This window comes from Pedobacter gandavensis (genome assembly GCF_032678465.1).
Lineage (GTDB): Bacteria > Bacteroidota > Bacteroidia > Sphingobacteriales > Sphingobacteriaceae > Pedobacter > Pedobacter gandavensis_B.
Genome location: NZ_JAVTSK010000006.1, coordinates 89,619 through 110,306 on the forward strand (window position 1 = coordinate 89,619; position 20,688 = coordinate 110,306).

Sequence of the window (20,688 nt, forward strand, 5' to 3'; positions counted from 1 at the left end):
CCATATCCGGATGAAATTGACATTAAAAATATCAGCAGCAATAATTTTATTGCTGCTGATTTCTGTTTATGGGTATTTGCAATTTAGAGATTCCCGTTCTTATGAAGGACAGATTGCTAAAAATGCCCAGGTGGTTTATAAATTGAATGTGGATGCTTTAATGAAAACCATGGCCGCGGACTTCATCAGCAATCCTGGTTACTATATGAAAAGTAAAGGACAAGGAGGGGAAAGACCCGATTTCTCTTTACCTGCGAATTTATTTGCCTACTCATTGAAAACAAATGAGCCTGGAACTGTTTTCTCATGTATGACCTTATCTGACAGCACAGGATTAAATGCTTATTTGAAGAGGGCTTTGAAAATAACTGATTTTACAAAGTTTTCAGAAGAAGTAACAGCAAGCAGTACTGATAAGGGAAGAATTTTGGGTATTTCTGCGGATCGTAAACTCACAGTACTTTATAATGAGAAGGCTATTGCCATTGCTTTTTCTCTTAAAAAAGAAAATGTAATGAAAGAGTTGAATGACATTCTGGATCAGAAAAATAGAATGGAATCCTCCGATCCCCTGATGATTGCAGTGAAAAAGGCAGAAGGTCATTTGAGCTGGATAGCCGATGGTTTTTCTGGTCGGCTGGACTTCAAAGACGGCCGCGCCGAAATGCAGGGAAACTTTCCCATTGCCGGTTTGAAAATTCCTGCTCAACCACAATCATTGGTTAAATTCTCGGATCGTGCATTAATAAAAGCCTGGGTAAATGCTGGTTTAAGCGATCAAGCCAGTAAGTCTGGGAAAGCAGAAAGCGGTACATTTAAGTGGTCAGGTAGGTTTAAGGAACAAACCCTGAAGGGAATAACAATTCAGCCAGATAGCTTGCTGAAATCATACCATGGTTTTGCAGCGCTGGAAATGGGCCCAGGAATTACACAAATGGATTCATTAGTTGCCTATGAATATAATGACGACTTTGAAAAGGTCGCTACAGTACAATTGAAAAAAGTAACCGTACCACATTTCAGGATTAGTGTTGCAGCTCAAACGAAGACTTTAATGGAGTATTTAAAGGCAAAACAAGTCCTGCTTCAAGGTCATCGGTTGAATAAGGAAGTTTTTCCCTTATATCAGGTATTTAGTCAGAATAATGGCCTTATTTGGCAATTGAGCACACTGGAGGATGATGTCATCACTTTAGAGAAACCAAAATCAGGTTCTTCGGCTCCGAAGGCGGAGCATGCCGATTTTTTTTCTTTGACTGCTGATTTAAAGGGAATTAAAGCCCAACAGTTATTTCCATTATTAAACACCTGGATAAAACCCTTTTCTCATTTGAAAATTACTGCAGCTAAAATAGATGAAAGAACTGGTAGGGTATCCGGAATACTGAAATTCGAAAATAAAAACCTCAATGCTTTTATACAATTGATCCGGTAAATTTGATCCGGCTAAAGATTATCTTAAAACATAAGGGGGACAATTTTATCAGCAGATGAGCACTCTTTCTCAAAATTGAATACAAAAAAACAGGCTTTAATACTTATTAAAGCCTGTTTTTTTGTATTTGACAAATTAATGATGGATTTTATCAGAACAACTCTATACATTTGCTTAACAGTGTTAAATTATTTACACTGTTATATTTTCTAAAACATGGGCAGTAAAGAACGCATACAACGATTAAAAGAGGAGACTAGACTCAATATATTGGATGCTGCCCTGGAAATCGTGAAAGAAGATGGTTGGCAGTCACTCAGCATGAGAAAGATTGCCGATAAGATTGAATATACTGCACCCATTATTTATGAATATTTTGCAAATAAGGAAGGGATCTTACTGGAATTAACCAGAAAAGGATACATCATCCTATTTCAGGAATTGAAAGCGGCTAAAATACAACATGAATTACCACAGGATCAACTGGAGGGAATGTGGATGGCTTATTGGAACTTTGCCTTTAAATATAAAGAACTTTATCAATTGATGTATGGGGTGGATATGAGTTGTTGTGAAGTGATAAAGGCTTTTCCTGAATCTGAGGCGACAACCAACATCATATGTGACACGATAAAAGACCTGATGACTGCTAATCCGATCAATGACGACCTGGTTTGCAGAAAGTACTTTACTTTCTGGTCTGTTGTTCATGGTTTGATTTCCATCAATTTTGTCCGTAAAGGAACTGATAATACAACGAATCAACATATTCTAAGAGATGCACTCAAAGGGATAATAAAATACATTAATGATTAATCATCAGTATTATGCAAATAAATTTGATTAAAACTGAACAGAATTCTGTCTAGACATTTGACAAAAGAAATAAAATAAATATACTTTGTTGGTATGCTCATCTAGAAATAGATCCTATACTGGCAGAAAACAAAAACTCAAGAAGATAACAGACGGATAAATGAAATCCGTTTTTTTATCCAAGACTACTTAACACTGTTAAATCACTTATGCCCGTTATTTGCACCTGTAAGGGAGCATTATAGGGAAAGTGTTGAATTTTAACAACGATTTAACGCTGTTAAATTACTTATATCCGTTATTACGCATCAAAATCAATAAAATGACATGAAATTTCCATCGCTCAGTACTTCCTATTTAACACTGTTAAATTACTTATATCTGTTTTTTAAACTTAAAATCAAATGATCATGAAATATTACCCCTCATTCATACAACAGTCCGAAATGATTCGTCGGCCTTTATTTATTAAACCTTCAAATTATCTTATGAAATCAATATTTTTACTTTCTACAGCCGTATTTTTATTCGGATGCGCTGCTGAGCCAGCAACAGAAATTGCCGCTCCTGCGCCGACATTACCCGTAGTTGCAATCAGCAAAACTTCGGAAACCACTTTTCTGGAATACCCAGCCTCATTACAAGGTGCTGTGGATGTGGAGATCCGCCCTCAGGTAACTGGGGTACTGGAACAGGTTTTGGTAAACGAGGGTGCACTTGTTCATGCCGGACAACCTTTGTTTAAAATTAATGCACTTCCTTTTCTGGAACAGCTGAATAATGCTAAAGCCAATCAACGTGCCGCAGAAGCAGCGGTATTGAATGCCCAACTGGAAGTAGATAAACTGATTCCTTTGGTTCAGAACAAAGTAGTTTCTGATTTTCAATTGAAAACTGCCAAAACAGCACATCAGATTGCGTTGGCTAATGTTGCTCAAGCAAAAGCAAGTGTAGGGACCGCACAAATCAATATGGGTTATACCCTAATTAAAGCTCCGGTAAGTGGTTATATCGGCCGTTTACCTAAAAAACAAGGAAGCTTAGTTTCAGCAGCAGATCCATTGCCACTCACCAATTTATCGGATGTACATGAAATCCGTGTTTATTTTTCCTTAGGTGAAGCCGACTTTATCAATTTCAAAGCGAAGTATCCATCAGAAACTACAGCTGGAAAATTGAAAAACCTGGCACCAGTATCTCTGATTTTATCAGATAATAGCGTATATGCCCAACAAGGTAAAATTGATATGATCGATGGTCAATTTGATAAAAATACAGGTTCAATCACACTCAGAGCAAGTTTTCCCAATGCAGAGGGCTTATTAAGGTCTGGAAACACAGGAAAAGTAAGGATGAGTCTGGAACATGATCAGGCCATGCTGGTTCCGCAATCCGCTACTGTAGAAGTTCAGGATAAAGTATTTGTTTACACGGTAGACCAACACAATAAGGTTTCTAAACAGCCGATTAAAGTGATCGGAACAAGTGGTACCAACTATCTGATTAAAGAAGGATTGAAATCTGGCGACCGTATCGTTTCTAAAGGATTTGAGATTCTTAAAGACGGAGATGCGATTGTGCCGGAAGTATCCAATGAAAAAACATCAAAAATAGCCGCTAACTAACAACAGTCATGTTTAAGATATTCATACAAAGACCGGTCCTGGCCACAGTCATCTCTATTTTATTAGTGATTCTGGGTTTGCTTGGACTTTCAAAATTACCATTACAACAGTTTCCCGATATTGCTCCGCCAGCAGTTCAGGTAACGGCCCTGTATCCGGGGGCAAATGCGGAAACCGTATTAAGGGCTGTAGCGCCCTCATTGGAAGAGTCCATTAATGGGGTAGAAGGCATGAGTTACATGAGTTCTACTGCCAGTAATGATGGATCTTTAGTGATTACGGTTTATTTTAAATTAGGTACTGATCCGGATCAGGCCGCAGTAAATGTACAGAACAGGGTGGCTCAGGCTACCAGTCAACTGCCTGCAGAGGTAGTTCAGGCAGGTGTCTCTACCGCAAAACAACAGAACAGTTTAATCATGGTTTTGGACATGTACACTGATAACGAATCAGAATATGACCAGATTTTCCTGACCAATTATGCTCAGATTAACCTGATCCCAGAGATTAAAAGAATTCCTGGAGTAGGCTCTGCCAGTGTTTTTGGTGGTAATAAAGATTACTCTATGCGTATTTGGTTGAATCCTTCACAAATGGCCAGTTACAACCTGATGCCCAATGAAGTGATGGCCGCGATTCAGAGTAAAAACGTAGAAGCAGCTCCAGGAAAATTTGGAGAAAGCAGTAAGAATGCTTTTGAATATGTGATCAAATACAAAGGAAAGCTAAATCAACCTAAAGATTATGAAAACATGGTGATCCGTTCTAATGCGGATGGTTCATTTTTAAGGTTAAAAGATGTTGCCAGAGTGGAGTTTGGCGCTTATACTTATGGAAGTTTAACCCGTATCAACGGTAAACCCGGACTTGTAGTTGGGGTTTTGCAATTGGCAGGTTCCAATGCCAATGAGATACAGATTAAGATTCAGGAATTCATGACCAAAGCAGAGAGGGATTTTCCTAAAGGTGTTCATTATGATGTATTGTACAGTACTAAAGCATCTTTGGATCAATCTATTGATCAGGTAAAACATACCTTGATTGAGGCCTTTATTCTGGTATTTATTGTCGTATTTATTTTCCTGCAGGATTTCCGTTCTACTTTGATCCCGGCTATTGCTGTGCCGGTAGCGATTATTGGTACATTTTTCTTCATGCAACTTTTTGGCTTCTCCATCAACTTGCTGACTTTGTTCGCTTTGGTATTGGCCATAGGTATTGTTGTGGATGACGCGATTGTGGTTGTAGAGGCGGTCCATGCAAAGATGGAACAACAACATTTACCTCCAAAAGAAGCAACGGCTTCCGCGATGCAGGAAATTACTGGAGCCATTATCTCGATCACCCTGGTGATGTCTGCTGTATTTTTGCCGGTTGGTTTTATGGAAGGATCTACAGGGGTATTTTACAGACAATTTGCATTTACACTGGCCATTGCGATCGTAATTTCAGCAGTTAATGCACTGACCTTAAGTCCGGCTTTATGTGCATTGTTCTTAAAAGACAACCATGCTACTCAAAATGGAGGAGCAAAGAAAACTTTTACAGAGCGTTTCTTTTTAGGTTTCAACACTGGCTTTAACAGCCTGACTAATAAATATGTTGCTGGCCTTCGGTTCCTGATTCGCTTTAAGTGGCTTGCATTAGTTGGACTTTTGGTGATCACCCTTTCTACAGTATGGATGGTGAAGAAAACACCAACTGGATTTATTCCATCAGAGGATCAGGGTTTTATCGCGATTGCGCTGTCGATGCCTGCAGGAGCTTCACTGGAGCGTACCACAGCGGCATTAAAAGAAGCTGAAAAAATTCTGTTGCCCTTAGAGTCGAGTCGCCTACTGAATGCACTATCTGGTTTTAATATCATGACCCAGAGTACGAGTCCTTCTGCGGGGGTGGCCTTTGTGTTGCTGAAACCTACGGAAGAACGTGGTAAATTGAAAGACATCAATGCCATCATGAATGATATCAGAATTAAACTAGCTAGTGTGAAAGGGGCCAATTTCTTTGTCTTTACTTTCCCTACGGTTCCGGGTTTTAGTAACGTGGATGGTTTAGATCTTGTTTTGCAGGATAAAACCGGAGGAAAACTGGATAAGTTTAGTGGTATCGGTTATAATTTCATTGGGGAATTGATGAAACGCAAAGAGATTGCAATGGCCTTTACCACCTTTAAAGCTGATTATCCCCAGTTAGAATTAAAAATCGACGAGGAGAAAGCAGAGCAGCTAGGCATAAACGTTAAAGATGTGCTGCAAACGATGCAAGCTTATTTTGGTAGTGCTCAGGCTTCAGATTTTAACCGTTTTGGTAAGTATTACCGCGTGATGGTACAGGCCGATATTGCAGATCGTGCTGATGCTTCGGCAATGGATGCGGTATATGTCAAAAACAAACAGGGCGAAATGGTGCCGATTAAAACGGTAGCCACATTATCCAGAGTGTATGGTGCAGAAACTGCCTCCAGGTACAATTTGTTTAATTCAATTGGCGTAAATGCCATTGCTAAACCTGGTTATAGCTCTGGTGATGCGATTAAAGCAGTGGAAGAAGTGGCAAAGAAACACCTGCCATCGGGTTATGCTTTCGAATTTTCTGGTCTGACAAAAGAGGAGATTTCTTCAGGTGGACAATCGACCGTCATTTTTATGTTGTGTCTAGTTTTTGTTTACTTCCTGTTAGCTGCTCAATATGAAAGTTACATCCTGCCATTGGCGGTAGTACTTTCTATTCCAGCAGGGGTATTTGGGGTGTTTGTGGCCATTGGCTTGACGGGTATTGAAAATAACATCTATGTACAGGTAGCCTTGGTAATGTTGATCGGTCTATTGGCAAAGAATGCGATTCTAATTGTAGAATATGCAGTTCAGCGTAGAAAAGCAGGAAAAACATTGGTTGCTGCCGGTTTAGAAGCTGCAAAATTACGTTTACGTCCGATTATTATGACCTCTCTTGCCTTTATTGTGGGCTTGGTACCGATGATGAGTGCTACAGGTCCATCTGCAATGGGTAATCATTCGATTAGTATTGGTGCAGCAGGAGGAATGGTTTCTGGTGTAATATTAGGACTATTCATCATCCCGGTGCTATTTGTCATCTTCCAGTATTTGCAGGAAAAGATAAGTGGTAAACCAGTATTGGCAGAAGAAGTAAAGCATGGGGTTAGTGTTAAACCCGATACGGAAATCATTTACTCTTAATTTTTTAAAATGGGTCAAACCTCCAGCTCAGTATGACAAGGATATTTAGCTGGTGGTTGGCACTCAAAAAAACATTAGAAAACAATATTTCAATAGAAAAATCAAATGAAAACACCAATAAATAAATTTGCAGCATTGATACTCTTGTTGGGGCTGGCAGGCTGTAAAGTTTCAAAAGACCTTGTTTTACCTGTACAAAGCATTCCGGAAACTTTCAGGGATACCCAGGTAGATAGTACGAAAAGTATTTCTAAATTATCTGTGCAACAATTTTTTACAGACATAACCTTACGTAATCTTATAGATACGGCTTTGCTGAGAAATTACGATTTGCAAATTGCCATGAAAAACATGACTGCTGCTGAATTGTTGTTCAGACAAACGAAATTGGGAAATCTACCACAAATCAATTTAAACATCACGGCCAATAGCAGCAGGCCTTCAGACAATAGTCTGAACGGACTGAGTGCGGGTCAGTTTCTAGGCACGAAGCATATTGAAGACTTTAATGCCAATCTGGGATTGAGTTGGGAAGCAGACATCTGGGGGAAAATTGGCAGTCAGAAGAAAGCAGCACTGGCGAGTTATCTGCAAAGTGCTGAAGCCAGGAAAGCAGTTCAGATGAGATTAATTGCCAGTGTTGCTCAGGGTTATTACCGTTTATTAATGTTAGATACGCAAATGCTGATAGCCAGAAGAAATGTAGCTTTGACCGACAGCACTTTAACCATGATCAAAATGCAGTTTGATGCCGGACAGCTGAGCTCTTTGGCGATTCAGCAAGCAGAAGCACAGCAACTGGTGGCCATTCAGCTGGTTCCGGCATTGGAGCAGGACATTGCGATACAGGAAAATGCACTAAGTATATTGGTTGGTCGGCTTCCAGCTGCGATTATTCGTAAAGGCAGTCTGGATCGGGCTAATTTTCCAGCTCAATTATCTGCAGGAATCCCTGCGGCATTACTGGCGCAAAGACCTGATGTTCGTTCAGCTGAGCTGGGGCTGGATTTGGCAAATGCTCAGGTTGGAATAGCTAAAGCGAGCATGTATCCATCTTTAAACATCAGCGCTACGGCCGGATTAAATGCCTTCAAGGCCAGTAACTGGTTCAATATTCCCGCTTCATTATTTGGGGTAGTTGCAGGAGGAATCACCCAGCCCTTATTTCAACGTAAACAATTGAAAACTCAGTTTGAAGTGTCGAAAATTGAAAGAGAAAAAGCAGTCCTTCAGTTCAGACAATCTGTTTTAATCGCTGTGGGGGAGGTTTCCGATGAGTTGATGCGCATTAAAAAGTTAAAACAGCAGCAAGTTATTGCTGAACGCAGGGCTGAGACTTTAAAGCTGGCAGTTAAAAATGCAGGTTTATTGTTCAATAATGGAATGGCAAATTATCTGGAAGTCATCACCGCTCAAAGCAATGCTTTACAAAGTGAATTAGAGTTGGCCAGTATTAAAACAGCAGAACTCAATGCTACTGTGGCACTTTACCGCGCTTTAGGAGGTGGTTTTTAAACTCAGTACTAATTGAACGTTAATTTTATTATTGTAATAATGATAAAATTAATGTTTTAATTATTTAACATTGGCCCTTATTATAATCTCTTATAAAGGCTATGTTTCCTAATAAACCGGAAGGTTATACCGAACAGGAATTGCTGGAGGAAGTTGCGGGGGGCAACGAATCAGCGTTTAAACTGCTGTATGATAAGTACGCGGCGAAGGTATATACCATGGGTATGAATTATCTAAAATCCCCCTTTTTGGCCCAGGATGCTGTCCAGGAGGTGTTTGTGAAGGTTTGGAAGAATCGGGAACAATTGACTACCCTGAACAGCTTTCCTGCATGGCTGACTACCATTACCAGGAACCAGTTAATTAATGACCTTCAGCGTCAGATTCCAATGGAATCTCTGGAAGCCATCCCTTCTGGGGATCCCAATCAGCATCAGACCAGCACCAGTAATGAGATTGATTTTCGTGAACTCGAAAAAGCCATCAAAATTGGCCTCAATAGCTTTTCTCCACGGCAGCAGGAAATTTATAATCTGAGCAGGGAAGAAGGACTGAGCCATAAACAAATTGCCTCGAAACTCAATATCTCCTACGATATGGTCAGAGAACATATGAGCAATGCATTGAAAAACCTACGTAAGTTTCTTGAAAACCATTATACCCATTTGCTACTCTTATGGTTGTTTTTCAGAAATAATTAAAAAAAATAAAAAAACACCCCCCCACAACATTTCATTTTCACTGTCTATATCATTGTAATGACACCAGAAACATTTAAATCACTTTTAACAGGTTACCATTTGGGCAGTTTAAGCCCGGAGGAGCAACAGCAGCTTCAGGCTTTGTTGCACGACCCGGACTATCGTGAACAACTGGAAAATTTATTTACAGAAAACCTGTCAACACCAGATATTGCTGTAACTGCCAGCAAGGAAGAGCTGGATTTGATTTTTGAGCAAGTTAAGTTACACACAAATGAGGCTAAAGTAGTCGCATTTCAGCCGATGAGATGGGCTGCTGCAGCAGTAGCGGTTTTGGCTATAGGAATTGGTAGTTATTACTTCAGTTCCAGACCTGAAGTGAATCAGGTGAACAGGATAACTTATAGTAAGGGTGAGCACATTCGCCCAGGTGGCAATAAAGCAGTGCTTACTTTGTCAGACGGTTCTCAGATTGAGCTGGATGATATGGCAAATGGAGAAATTGCCAAAGAATCTGGAGTAAAGATAACCAAAACTGCAGATGGCAGAATTTTATATACAGTAAGGGAAGGATTATCCCATGTAAAGCCGGCTTTTAATACCATTTCAACTCCTAAAGGTGGACAATATCAGATTGCCCTTCCTGACGGGACCATGGTTTGGCTGAATGCAGCTTCTTCTTTGAAATATCCTTCATCCTTTACAGGAAAGGATAGGTTAGTGACTTTGATTGGTGAAGGCTATTTTGAAGTAGCGAAGGATAAAAAACGGCCATTTAAGGTGGAAACAGCTCAGCAGGAAGTGGAAGTATTGGGGACGCATTTTAACATCAATGCTTATGACGATGAAGATGGCGTCAAGACCACACTGATTGAAGGAAGCGTAAAAGTTAAATTACCCTCTAATAAATCAGCAGTACTTAAACCAGGTGAGCAGTCCTTGGTCTTAAATGGAATTCAGGTTAACCAGGTAGATGCAAACTCGGCGATAGACTGGAAGCAGGGTTTGTTCTGGTTTAATGATGAGAGTATCTATAGCATTATGCGTCAGTTTTCAAGATGGTATAATATAGAAGTAGAATATAGGGGAGATGTAAGTAATGTTCGTTTTGGTGGACAAGTTTCCCGGATGAAAAATTTATCACAGGTACTCCGCATTATGGAACTTACGAAATCCGTTCAATTCAGAGTGGAGGGGAACAAGATTATTGTGATGCCATATGTTTCAACAGCTGAAAAAGGCATGAAATAGATAAAGCGTAAAATTTTTAAATAAATAACCATTGAATACCAATTAATATACAAGTTAGACAACACATAAAACACACACAAAATGAAAAACCTATTCTTATTTGCAGTTGCCTTGCTTTTTAGCATGACTGCAAGCAGTCAGATCCTGAAGCCTGTGAAATGGAGTTATGCCGCCAAAAAAACTTCTAAAACTGAAGCCGTATTGTACCTAAAAGCAACAATCGAAGAAGGATGGCACCTTTATTCACAAAATATTCCTGATGGTGGTCCTGTAAAAACATCTTTTACCTTTACGCCTGCAAGCAGTTATAAGCTAAATGGAAAAACGATTGAGCCAAAACCCATCGTTAAATTTGAGAAAGCATTTGATATGAACGTTGGTTATTTCGAAAACTCAGTAATTTTCCAGCAAAAGATTAAGTTAACCGGCGCAAATGCGACCGTTAAAGGCACATTGGAATTCATGGTTTGCGATGAATCGCAATGTCTTCCTCCAGAAACCGTTCAGTTCTCGATTCCGGTAAAATAAGTTAAATATGATTTTTAAATACATTCAGACGAGCGTTAAAACGCTCGTCCTGGGACTCTTATTGCTTTTTTGTTCGGTATCTCTGGCATTTGCACAAGCGGCCGATACGACAATGGACGACCTTGAGTTTACGGAAATCAAGGAAGAAGCACCATTGAAGGATAGCATTACGGCTACTATTGTTGCGGCTTCCAAAGACAGTTCAGTAATTACAGATGGGAAGGTGATGGTCAGTACTGAGCTTGTTCCGGCAGAGCAGGAAGAAGAAAAAGGCCTGATGGGGATCTTTATCGCGGGTTTTATAGGTGGTTTAGCGGCATTATTGATGCCTTGTATTTTCCCCATGCTTCCATTGACTGTGAGTTTTTTCACTAAGGGGAGTCAGAATAAAGGAAAAGCCGTAAGTCGGGCCATGTTTTATGGTTTGTCTATCATAGTGATTTATGTGGTATTGGGATTACTAGTTACCGTAATCTTTGGTGCCGATGCTTTAAACAGCCTTTCTACTAATGGGCTCTTTAACTTCCTGTTCTTTATTTTACTGTTAATCTTCGCAGTTTCATTTTTAGGTGCTTTTGAAATTACCTTACCCTCTTCATGGGTGAATAAAATGGATGCGAATTCAGATAAAGGTGGACTTGCCGGATTATTTTTTATGGCGGGTACCCTGGCATTGGTTTCCTTTTCCTGTACTGGTCCGATTATCGGTACCTTATTGGTTCAGGCAGCAACAAGTGGTGCTTTATTAGGCCCGGCAATTGGAATGTTTGGTTTTTCTTTTGCACTGGCTATACCTTTTGCGTTGTTTGCACTGTTCCCATCATGGTTGAGCGCCTTACCAAAATCTGGTGGTTGGTTAAATAGTGTAAAAGTGGTATTGGGTTTTCTTGAACTTGCTTTAGCAATGAAATTCCTAAGTAATGTTGACCTTGCTTATCATTGGAATTGGTTCGACAGGGAGGTGTTCCTGGTATTGTGGATTGTGATTTTTGGATTAATGGGCTTATATCTGTTAGGAAAACTTAAGTTTTCTCATGATAGTCCGGTTCATTTCATCTCTGTTCCAAGATTAATGATTGCTGTAATTGTGCTTTCCTTTACCGTTTATATGGTGCCAGGTTTATGGGGTGCCCCATTAAAGTCTATTTCTGCATTCCTGCCTCCGCAAAGTACCCAGGATTTTGATTTGTATACGCCAACTTTAACCGGAGGTGTAATTGCAACTACAGATAAACATGCAGAAGGGCCTCATAAATACTCAGAGATATTCCATGCTCCTTTAAACCTGAATGTTTTCTTTGATTACGAAGAAGGGATGGCTTATGCTAAAAAGGTAAACAAACCTGTTATGATCGATTTTACAGGTCATGCCTGTGTGAATTGCAGAAAAATGGAAGCTAATGTATGGCCAGATAAAGCTGTTTATAGCAAATTGAGCAATGATTTCGTCATCATTCAACTTTATGTAGATGACAAAACGGAGCTGACCCAGGATGAAAAATTCATTTCAACATTTAGCGGTAAATCCGTGAATACGATTGGAGGTAAATGGAGCGACTTTCAGGCCGCGAAATTCAATTCCAATTCTCAACCTTATTATGTGCTTTTAGGGCATGACGAAAAGTTGCTGGTGCAGCCTACAGGTGCAAATTACAATGCAGAGGAATACCTTAAATTCCTCAATAGTGGCTTAATTAATTTCAATAAATAATTGAAATTTTAGGTTAATAGTTAATAGTCGTAAATGATGGCCTGTGGATGCAGGTCATCATTTTAGTAAACAGACATTTTTTTATGGTAAAAAAAATGTTATTCTCCGTCTGCTATGTTAGATCATGAAATTAAAAAGATAATTTAGAAAAATATAAACCAATTATTAAGAATGAAACAATTAAGTTTGATCACACTGGTGTTATTAGGCGCCGGTGTACAGGGCTTTTCTCAGCAGAAAAATCCGAAAAAAGGAACGGTAGTTCCTCCTGGAAACCCAAATCCGGCTAACAGACCAGTAACGAGTGGTCCTAAGCCTTATAAGGAAGTCATTACAGCTAAAGCTAAAACTGACAATGGACTTTTTAAAGTGCATACGATCGAAGATCGTTATTTCTTCGAAATTCCTGATACACTATTAGACAGAGATATTTTGGTCGTGAATAGAATCAGTAAATCGGCGGCAGGAAACCGTTCGCAAATGATGGGCTATGGTGGTGATCATATTGGCGACAATGTAATTTCCTTCCAAAAAGGTCCTGCCAATAAGTTGTTTCTTAAGAGTATTTCTTATGCGGAACGTTCGCAGGACACCACCGCACATGGTTTATATAAATCTGTAATGAACTCAAACTTACAGCCTTTAGTGGCTTCGTTTGATATTAAAGCTTTAGCTAAAGATTCAGTTTCAGGCGCTAAAGGGGTTGTGATTGATGTAACAGAATACATGAATGGCGATAATGAGATTTTCTTCTTTGACCCAAGTGTAAAGAAAGCATTGAACCTAACGGGAATGATGCCAGACAGAAGTTATGTTAAAGAAATCAAGGCCTTTCCAATGAATATTGAGATCCGTACCTTGAAAACCTATATGAAATCTGCTGCACCTTCGCCTGGTGGCCCTCCGCCAAGTGCATCTCCTGCAACTTATGAGCTGAATAGTTCAATGGTATTGTTGCCTGAAAATCAAATGAAGGCCAGGTATTTTGATCCACGTGTAGGTTATTTTGCTACTGGATATGTAGATTTTGATTCAAATCCACAAGGCGTAAAAAATCTTTCTTTAATCACCAGATGGAGATTAGAGCCAAAAACCGAGGATATTGAGAAGTACAATCGTGGAGAATTGGTAGAGCCTAAAAAACAGATTGTATATTACATTGATCCGGCTACTCCAAAAAAATGGGTACCTTATTTAATGCAGGGCGTAAACGACTGGCAGATTGCCTTTGAGAAAGCAGGCTTTAAAAACGCGATTGTTGCGAAAGAAGCACCTTCAGACCCTTCATGGAGTATTGAAGATGCGAGACATAATGTAATTGTTTATAAACCTTCTGATATCCCTAATGCAAGTGGACCTCACGTTCATGATCCCCGTACCGGAGAGATTCTTGAAACGCATGTGAACTGGTACCACAACGTGATGTTGCTGCTAAGAAATTGGTATCTGATCCAGGCTGCTGCAGTAGATCCTCAGGCTCGTAAGATGAAATTTGATGATAAATTAATGGGTGAACTGATCCGTTTTGTTTCTTCGCATGAGATTGGTCATACCCTTGGCTTGCGCCATAACTTTGGTTCTTCTGCCACCGTACCAGTAGAAAACCTGAGAAACAAACAATGGGTAGAGAAAAATGGTCATACGCCTTCTATTATGGATTATGCACGTTTTAACTATGTAGCACAACCTGAAGATAACATCAGTTCTAAAGGAATTTTCCCAAGAATCGGGGATTATGACCTTTGGGCAATTGAATGGGGTTACAAATGGAAACCAGAGTTTAAAGGTCCACAGGAAGAACTACCTTCTTCGAATAAAGAAATCATCAGCAGAATAACTGCGAATAATCGTTTGGTTTTTGGTACGGAAATGGACCCTAATGATCCACGTAACCAGAATGAAGATTTAGGTGACAATGCTATGCTGGCTTCGGCTTATGGTATTAAAAACCTGAAGCGTATTCTTCCTAATCTATTAACCTGGAGTAAAGAACCAAATGAAGGATACCAGAATGCAAGAATGTTTTATGCTGAGTTGATTGGTCAGTATGGTCGTTATATGGGCCATGTCGCCAAAAACGTTGCTGGTATTTACACTACGCCAAAAACAGTGGAGGAAGTAGGTGCAGTATATGTTGCAGTTCCATTTGCAAAACAAAAGGAAGCAATGACCTTCTTAAACAACCAGTTGTTCAATAGCCCAACATGGTTGATCAATAAAGAATTGATAGACCGAACTGGTTACAATCCTGTTGATGTTTTCCAGGGGGTTCAGAAAAGTACATTGAGCAGATTACTTAATGCAAATACGATCAGTAAACTCATCAACGCAGAAGTAATGAATGGTGCTAAAGCTTATACTGCTGACCATCTTTTTGCAGATCTTAAAACTGGTGTCTGGTCTGAATTATACAGCCATAAACCAATTGATGTGTACAGAAGAAACCTTCAGAAAGCCTATGTAGACTATTTAAGTAAGCTGATGGTAGCTCCGGCTGCGACTGGACAGGCTGGCTTCCCAGGCAGAGTAATTGATCCTACAGCATCGGATGTATCGAGTATCAGTCGCGCAAATATGGCGGCTTTAGCTAAAGATATTCGTGCAGCTATCCCAACGGCAACAGGATTGAGTAAATACCATTTACAGGACCTTTTGGTGCGTGTAAATAATGTATTGAATCCAAAGTCTTAATCGGATAACAACAAGTTTTAAGAGGCCCTTCCGGATGTTGCAAATTAGCAACATTTGGAAGGGCCTCTTTTTTTTAGTTGCTTATTGAGGATCCAAAACAGGTTGCAAATGGGTGCTGATGGCAATCCTGTTCCAGGCGTTGATGGTTACAATTGCCATGATGATTTCGGTGATCTGGATTTCTGTAAAGAAGGCCAACATCGCTTCATGAGTTGCTGATGAAACACCGGAAGGGATTAGGGTAACTTCCTCTGTAAATGCGAGTAAAGCCATTTCTTCTTTAGTAAAGAAGGAGGTTTCTCTCCAGGCACTTAAAGTATGTATTCTTTGAGGGCTTTCACCATGTTTTAGGGCGTCTTTGATGTGCATGTCTAAACAAAAAGCACATCCATTGATCTGCGACGCCCGGATTTTTATCAGCTCTTTTTGGGTTTTGCTAAGGGAACATTCGGCTAGAAAACCTTCCAGGGCATACATTGCTTTGTAAGCTTTAGGATTAATTTCCTGCATATTGATTTGATCTTTCATATTTTTGTGGTTTTAATTTCTGATTCAAATTTACACAATCTCCAGCTCAAGAAACTTGAACTAGTTTAAGAAATGGTCCGTACTTTTTTTGCCCTGATCTTACTTAAAAATTCAGGTGTAAAGCCAAGGTAGGAAGCCAGCATATATTGGGGGATGCGCTCTGCAAAATCAGGAAAGGATTTGACGAAATGACGATATTGTGCTTCCTTGGATAAGCTGTGATTGTATCTGGCTAAATGCTGACTGGCGCCATAAGCACGTTGGAGCATGACGCGGAAATATCGTTCCAGACAGGGTACTTGTTCAAACAGTAGCTCCTCAGTTCTGGTTTCCAAAAGGAATATGGTACTATCTTCAATTGCCTGTAAATAAAAAGTAGATTTTTTTTTAAGTGCAAGGCTGGTATAGTCGCTGATCCACCAGTTTTCAATTGCAAATTGGGTGGTTTGTTCAACTCCTTTATCATCTATGAAAAACAGCCTTAGACAGCCTTTCCCAACAAAATAATTGCCTTTACAGCTTTGTCCTGGTTCAAATATGATGGTTTTCTTTTTGACTTGCAGTATGCTAATGCTTTCCGAAATTATTTTTTCTTCCAGCTTGTTTAAGGGAATGTATTGGCGGATGTGTTGAAGAAGTGATTGCTGCATAGATCCGGGTTAAGAATACAAAGATAGGAATCTCCCTGAGGATCTAATAAACGGCAGGTCCCTGCGACTTTAACTGCCGTTTATGATGCTTTTATAGCTTAGATGCTTAAAGAAGTGTCCGCTAACTCTGTTTGCGGCACCGTATTGATGTCATTTGTTGCATACATTGCCGCAACATGCGTATTCAGGTATCTGGAAGTGTAATATGGGTCACTTACATTAATAAATAAAACCGTCCCACCTTCAATAGAATTGATCACCTGGTTTGCCAATTCTGGAGCCACTGCAGGGCATCCCTGACTGCGTCCCAATCTGCCCAGTGCATTGATGGTGCCCTGACTCACATAATCCGCTCCATGAACTACAATAGAACGTTTACGCGCATTGGAATTAAAACCTTCATCCATGCCGTCAAGACGGAGTGATTTACCATGTTGTCCTCTGTAAACTTCAGCAGTTAAATAGAAACCAATGCTGCTCTGAAAAGAATCATTTGTATTGGAAAAGCGGGTAGCTTTATCCGTTCCACTACGCTGTCCGTGGGCCACCCAGGTGTTGAGTAATAGTTTTTTTTGATCAAGATCAATGATCCAAAGTCTTTTTTTAGTGCTGCTTTGATCAAAATCTGCAATCGTCAAAATGTCTTTGTGTTCAGAAAGTTGTCCGGATTTTTTGAGGTTATAGAAACCTGTAACGGCTTTCTCGAATACGGATTCTGTTAATCCGCTTTCAGCAAGGTGTGCTGATTTATACAACTCATTTACATGCCTGTTGTAAATACTATCTGGCGTTAATTTTACAACTGATGCAGTCGGGGCCATTGGAGTGCTTAGCGATTCCTGGTTAACCAGGGTAGTAAGTGCTAAAGAAATTGTAATCAGGCCTGCTCCACCAAAAAGGTATTTCATCATAGAATCGGGTTTTAGTGCTATGAATAATTAATCTGTTATTTAAGTTGAAGTGTTTCTATAAGCTTTTGTTTTTTTACAAATGTATTGATTAGTTGGTGGTTAACTAAATTTATCTTAATTTTTTGTTTTAAAATGACGGTATTGCTACATGTTGAGGGATGCCTGCATCTCTCTATTGCTTCATTGACTTTTCCTGAGGCAAAAGGTTTAAACCCGGTTTTTCCAGTTCTTAGTGTAAGCCAGACGCCAGTTGGTGTAAAAGATTAGTTTAATATCTAAATGTAATGGAAATTCCATGAAAAAAGCACTAATTCTTTTGTAATGAATATTAAATTAAATATCAGTCCTGTAGTGTTGTTGCGAATTCCAGCCTTTTCATTAACAGATGAATTACCTGAAGTGTGGGAGGAGCTGAAGGAAGCTATTGCTCATTCATCCAGTAGTTTTTATAACCGAATTCAGTCTTTTAAAGCTGAAGATATTTCCCATCTGGAACCCAAGATGCAATTCAGCATTTGGAAATACTTTAACCGCTCTAAGTACCGCGGGACACCTTTTGGTCAGTTTGCAGGCTTTGCAGTAGCCAGCCTGAGTTCTGGTAATGCTGAATTGGTTTTCTCAAAAAAACAGTATTTCCATCGTTTTAAGGACTGGTCAAGCTATGAGAGGCCTAAGTTGTCTCATGCTAATTTGACTGCCTTAGATCGCATCTATTTATCAAATTCCAGCCTTTATAGGATGGCTGATCATATTCGTTTCATTTCTTTGGAAAATAAAGCTTTTGAATTGTCATCAATCGCTTACAGTACGTTCATTTATGACTTACTCGTATTTTGCACAGAAAAGGTCAGATACACCAAGCTGCTTCAATTTGCAAAGGAAAAATCAATTACTGAAGAAGTATTGCAGGGTATTTTGGAGGTAATGCTGGATTTTCAACTGTTATTTACTGATTTGAATGCAAATTTAATTGGTCCGGATTATTTCGAACGGAGCAATCAACTTCATCAGGAAAGTACCGGAGATTACCTGATTGCGGAAAGAAAACTGATTTCCGGTCATTTGTCTGATGCTCCACTTAGACATCTTTCATCGTGTATCAATTCTTTGCTTAAATTGGGTCATTATAAAGAAAATAAGGGTATTAAGGATTTTGCTACCCACTTTAATCAGCGTTTTGAAGGAAGCATGATGCCCTTGATGCATATCCTTGATCCGGATTCGGGGATCGCTTATGGGGAGTTTATAGCATCCAGCGGAAATGCCGGTTTGGCGGAAGAGTTGAGTGGCTATACCCCTGAGAAGAGTTTATCTGCAACTCACTGGACGGATTTTAATAGCAGTCTGCTGAGGGCGATGCTTAAAGGGGCTGGAGTTAAGAATCAGGTATTGCAACTGAAGGATTTAATGACTACAGCTAATGAAGTAGCAACGTTAAAACCGGCAAATAGTTTTAGTGTGCTGGCCAGGTTTGCTGGTGATCTTGTGGTATTGGATAGTGTGGGTGGTTGTACTGCGAATGCACTTGCCGGGCGTTTTTCCTTGGCCAATGAAAGCTTCGGCGAACATTGTATTGCGACTGCTTCAGGAGAGTCTGCTGCAAATCCTGAGGTGATTTTTTTTGATGTTGCCTACATGGCAGAAGGAAGGGTGGATAACATCAATCGCAGAAAACAGATTTATGCGTATGAATTGCCGATTCTTAATTATTCCTGTACTGAAAATCTGATCGGGTTGAATGATATTCTGGTTACCGTTCAGGGGGAAGAGGTCATTCTTTTCTCTAAAAAATATGGAAAAAGAATGATTCCGAGACTTGCCTCGGCTTATAATTATAGTCGATCAGATTTGCCGGTTTACCGTTTTCTGTGTGATCTTCAACATCAGGGAATTCAATCCCAGCTTTTATTTAATGTTCAGGAACTCCTTCCAGGATTAGATTATTATCCCAGAATTCAATATGAAAATATCGTGCTTTCTCCGGCCAGGTGGAGGCTTAGGGCGAAGGATTTGAAGGGGGTAGCGCTCTCGGTAGTATTGGAGAATATGGGGCTGAGTACTTATTTTTCAATTGGAGAAGGTGATCAGACTTTATGTTTTAATAAAAGCAAAACCAGTGATGTTGCTTTCCTAAAACAGTATGTAAATCAATATGACGATTTCGTTCTAACTGAGGTTATATGTGCAGACTGTCAGGTATTTAATGACGAGTTGATGAATAAATACTTTACGCAAGTTTTGTTGAGTGTTTCCCATCATGAGGAAATTTATTCCGGTTATACACCCAGTGTTTCTAGTCCATCTCAAGGCCTGGAGTCAGTGATAATGCCCGGAAAGGATTGGTTATATTATGAAATCTACTGTCACCCGGACACAACCAATTTCCTATTGTCAGAGCGAATTGCTGAGTTCATCAATGCGCATGATGCGGCTTTCAAAACCTGGTTCTTTATCAGGTACAATGACCCCAGTCCACACCTTAGATTAAGGATTCAATTGAAAGATCAGCAAAGCGGATATGTATATATGAGCAGGTTAATGGAGCTGCTGGCAGCAGACCTGCAGGAAGGACTGATTAAAGATGTAAAGCTGAATACCTATCATAGGGAAATTGCTCGATATGGCGCATTACAAATGCCGCTGACGGAACAGCATTTTAAAAAAGACAGTAATTATGCACTGGAAGTAATTGGGCAAGAATTGAATGATTTTGCTATTTATAGAAACTGTATAGAATTGATGAAAGCTGCATTAAAACTGCTTTCATTGGAAGGGAAAAAATTGCTCGGATTTGTCCTTGGGATACAGCGTGCCTTTGAGAAGGAGCACCAACTCAAAAGCAATGATTTTAAAATGGTGAATCGGGAATGGGCCGATTTTAGAGTCCAGGCTCAATTGCCAGAAGAAGAACTGCCCTCATCCTTAAAAGAATTGCAGCAGTCCTTCCTGGATACGCTATGGGCAACAGAGGAGACACAACGGCAATCATTGTTCCGTAGTTTGTTTCATATGCACATTAACCGCTTGTTTTCTCAGTACCAAAGGGCGCATGAATTGCTGATTTATAGCTTTCTTCATAAGCAATTACAAATGGAACAACAAAAACTATTGCAGGAATAAGGTTTA

General features: G+C 39.7%; 14 protein-coding genes. 11 read left to right on the plus strand and 3 right to left on the minus strand.

Annotated features, from left to right (window positions below; genetic code table 11):
- Nucleotides 1-10 precede the first annotated feature (10 nt).
- The 10 genes from R2Q94_RS12505 to R2Q94_RS12550 all read left to right on the plus strand — a co-directional run bounded on the left by R2Q94_RS12505 (nt 11) and on the right by R2Q94_RS12550 (nt 15,473).
- Nucleotides 11-1,435, plus strand: coding sequence for a hypothetical protein (locus R2Q94_RS12505; RefSeq protein ID WP_316821800.1), 1,425 nt, complete (start codon nt 11-13; stop codon nt 1,433-1,435).
- Between the two features lie 216 nt (nt 1,436-1,651).
- Complete coding sequence (locus R2Q94_RS12510) at nt 1,652-2,251, plus strand: TetR/AcrR family transcriptional regulator (protein WP_316821801.1); 600 nt, start codon at nt 1,652-1,654, stop codon at nt 2,249-2,251.
- Between the two features lie 488 nt (nt 2,252-2,739).
- Complete coding sequence (locus tag R2Q94_RS12515) at nt 2,740-3,876, plus strand: efflux RND transporter periplasmic adaptor subunit (protein ID WP_316821802.1); 1,137 nt, start codon at nt 2,740-2,742, stop codon at nt 3,874-3,876.
- An 8-nt stretch (nt 3,877-3,884) separates the two neighbouring features.
- Nucleotides 3,885-7,076, plus strand: coding sequence for an efflux RND transporter permease subunit (locus R2Q94_RS12520; protein WP_316821803.1), 3,192 nt, complete (start codon nt 3,885-3,887; stop codon nt 7,074-7,076).
- A gap of 105 nt (nt 7,077-7,181) precedes the next feature.
- On the plus strand, nt 7,182-8,591 hold the full coding sequence (locus R2Q94_RS12525; RefSeq protein WP_316821804.1) for an efflux transporter outer membrane subunit: 1,410 nt from the start codon (nt 7,182-7,184) through the stop codon (nt 8,589-8,591).
- 101 nt (nt 8,592-8,692) lie between these two features.
- A complete protein-coding gene (locus R2Q94_RS12530; RefSeq protein WP_316821805.1) occupies nt 8,693-9,292 on the plus strand; it encodes an RNA polymerase sigma-70 factor in 600 nt (199 codons plus the stop codon).
- A 57-nt stretch (nt 9,293-9,349) separates the two neighbouring features.
- On the plus strand, nt 9,350-10,543 hold the full coding sequence (locus tag R2Q94_RS12535; RefSeq protein ID WP_316821806.1) for a FecR domain-containing protein: 1,194 nt from the start codon (nt 9,350-9,352) through the stop codon (nt 10,541-10,543).
- Nucleotides 10,544-10,624: 81 nt separating this feature from the next.
- Nucleotides 10,625-11,071 (plus strand): protein-disulfide reductase DsbD N-terminal domain-containing protein, encoded by a 447-nt coding sequence (locus tag R2Q94_RS12540; protein ID WP_316821807.1) that lies wholly within the window; start codon nt 10,625-10,627, stop codon nt 11,069-11,071.
- 7 nt (nt 11,072-11,078) lie between these two features.
- Nucleotides 11,079-12,782, plus strand: coding sequence for a protein-disulfide reductase DsbD family protein (locus R2Q94_RS12545; RefSeq protein WP_316821808.1), 1,704 nt, complete (start codon nt 11,079-11,081; stop codon nt 12,780-12,782).
- Between the two features lie 171 nt (nt 12,783-12,953).
- Nucleotides 12,954-15,473 carry a zinc-dependent metalloprotease gene (locus tag R2Q94_RS12550; protein WP_316821809.1) on the plus strand — a complete coding sequence of 840 codons (2,520 nt, stop codon included), beginning with the start codon at nt 12,954-12,956 and terminating at the stop codon, nt 15,471-15,473.
- Nucleotides 15,474-15,554: 81 nt separating this feature from the next.
- Here R2Q94_RS12550 and R2Q94_RS12555 read toward each other — a convergent pair whose 3' ends face one another.
- The 3 genes from R2Q94_RS12555 to R2Q94_RS12565 form a co-directional block, all read right to left on the minus strand.
- Complete coding sequence (locus R2Q94_RS12555) at nt 15,555-16,001, minus strand: carboxymuconolactone decarboxylase family protein (RefSeq protein WP_316821810.1); 447 nt, start codon at nt 15,999-16,001, stop codon at nt 15,555-15,557.
- A 65-nt stretch (nt 16,002-16,066) separates the two neighbouring features.
- Complete coding sequence (locus tag R2Q94_RS12560; protein WP_316821811.1) at nt 16,067-16,651, minus strand: Crp/Fnr family transcriptional regulator; 585 nt, start codon at nt 16,649-16,651, stop codon at nt 16,067-16,069.
- Between the two features lie 98 nt (nt 16,652-16,749).
- The gene (locus tag R2Q94_RS12565; protein ID WP_316821812.1) at nt 16,750-17,562 is read right to left on the minus strand and encodes a murein L,D-transpeptidase catalytic domain family protein; all 813 of its coding nucleotides are present in this window, start codon (nt 17,560-17,562) and stop codon (nt 16,750-16,752) included.
- Between the two features lie 321 nt (nt 17,563-17,883).
- Here R2Q94_RS12565 and R2Q94_RS12570 point away from each other — a divergent pair, with 321 nt between their 5' ends.
- The gene (locus R2Q94_RS12570) at nt 17,884-20,682 is read left to right on the plus strand and encodes a thiopeptide-type bacteriocin biosynthesis protein (protein ID WP_316821813.1); all 2,799 of its coding nucleotides are present in this window, start codon (nt 17,884-17,886) and stop codon (nt 20,680-20,682) included.
- Nucleotides 20,683-20,688: the final 6 nt, after the last annotated feature.

Excerpts from the sequence above, each read along its gene's own strand:
- R2Q94_RS12570 (WP_316821813.1), top strand. The coding sequence starts at position 17,884 with ATGAATATTAAATTAAATATCAGTCCTGTAGTGTTGTTGCGAATTCCA.
- R2Q94_RS12540 (WP_316821807.1), top strand. The coding sequence starts at position 10,625 with ATGAAAAACCTATTCTTATTTGCAGTTGCCTTGCTTTTTAGCATGACT.
- R2Q94_RS12555 (WP_316821810.1), bottom strand. The coding sequence starts at position 16,001 with ATGAAAGATCAAATCAATATGCAGGAAATTAATCCTAAAGCTTACAAA.
- R2Q94_RS12550 (WP_316821809.1), top strand. The coding sequence starts at position 12,954 with ATGAAACAATTAAGTTTGATCACACTGGTGTTATTAGGCGCCGGTGTA.
- R2Q94_RS12510 (WP_316821801.1), top strand. The coding sequence starts at position 1,652 with ATGGGCAGTAAAGAACGCATACAACGATTAAAAGAGGAGACTAGACTC.
- R2Q94_RS12535 (WP_316821806.1), top strand. The coding sequence starts at position 9,350 with ATGACACCAGAAACATTTAAATCACTTTTAACAGGTTACCATTTGGGC.
- R2Q94_RS12525 (WP_316821804.1), top strand. The coding sequence starts at position 7,182 with ATGAAAACACCAATAAATAAATTTGCAGCATTGATACTCTTGTTGGGG.
- R2Q94_RS12520 (WP_316821803.1), top strand. The coding sequence starts at position 3,885 with ATGTTTAAGATATTCATACAAAGACCGGTCCTGGCCACAGTCATCTCT.
- R2Q94_RS12560 (WP_316821811.1), bottom strand. The coding sequence starts at position 16,651 with ATGCAGCAATCACTTCTTCAACACATCCGCCAATACATTCCCTTAAAC.
- R2Q94_RS12530 (WP_316821805.1), top strand. The coding sequence starts at position 8,693 with ATGTTTCCTAATAAACCGGAAGGTTATACCGAACAGGAATTGCTGGAG.
- R2Q94_RS12565 (WP_316821812.1), bottom strand. The coding sequence starts at position 17,562 with ATGATGAAATACCTTTTTGGTGGAGCAGGCCTGATTACAATTTCTTTA.
- R2Q94_RS12545 (WP_316821808.1), top strand. The coding sequence starts at position 11,079 with ATGATTTTTAAATACATTCAGACGAGCGTTAAAACGCTCGTCCTGGGA.
- R2Q94_RS12505 (WP_316821800.1), top strand. The coding sequence starts at position 11 with ATGAAATTGACATTAAAAATATCAGCAGCAATAATTTTATTGCTGCTG.
- R2Q94_RS12515 (WP_316821802.1), top strand. The coding sequence starts at position 2,740 with ATGAAATCAATATTTTTACTTTCTACAGCCGTATTTTTATTCGGATGC.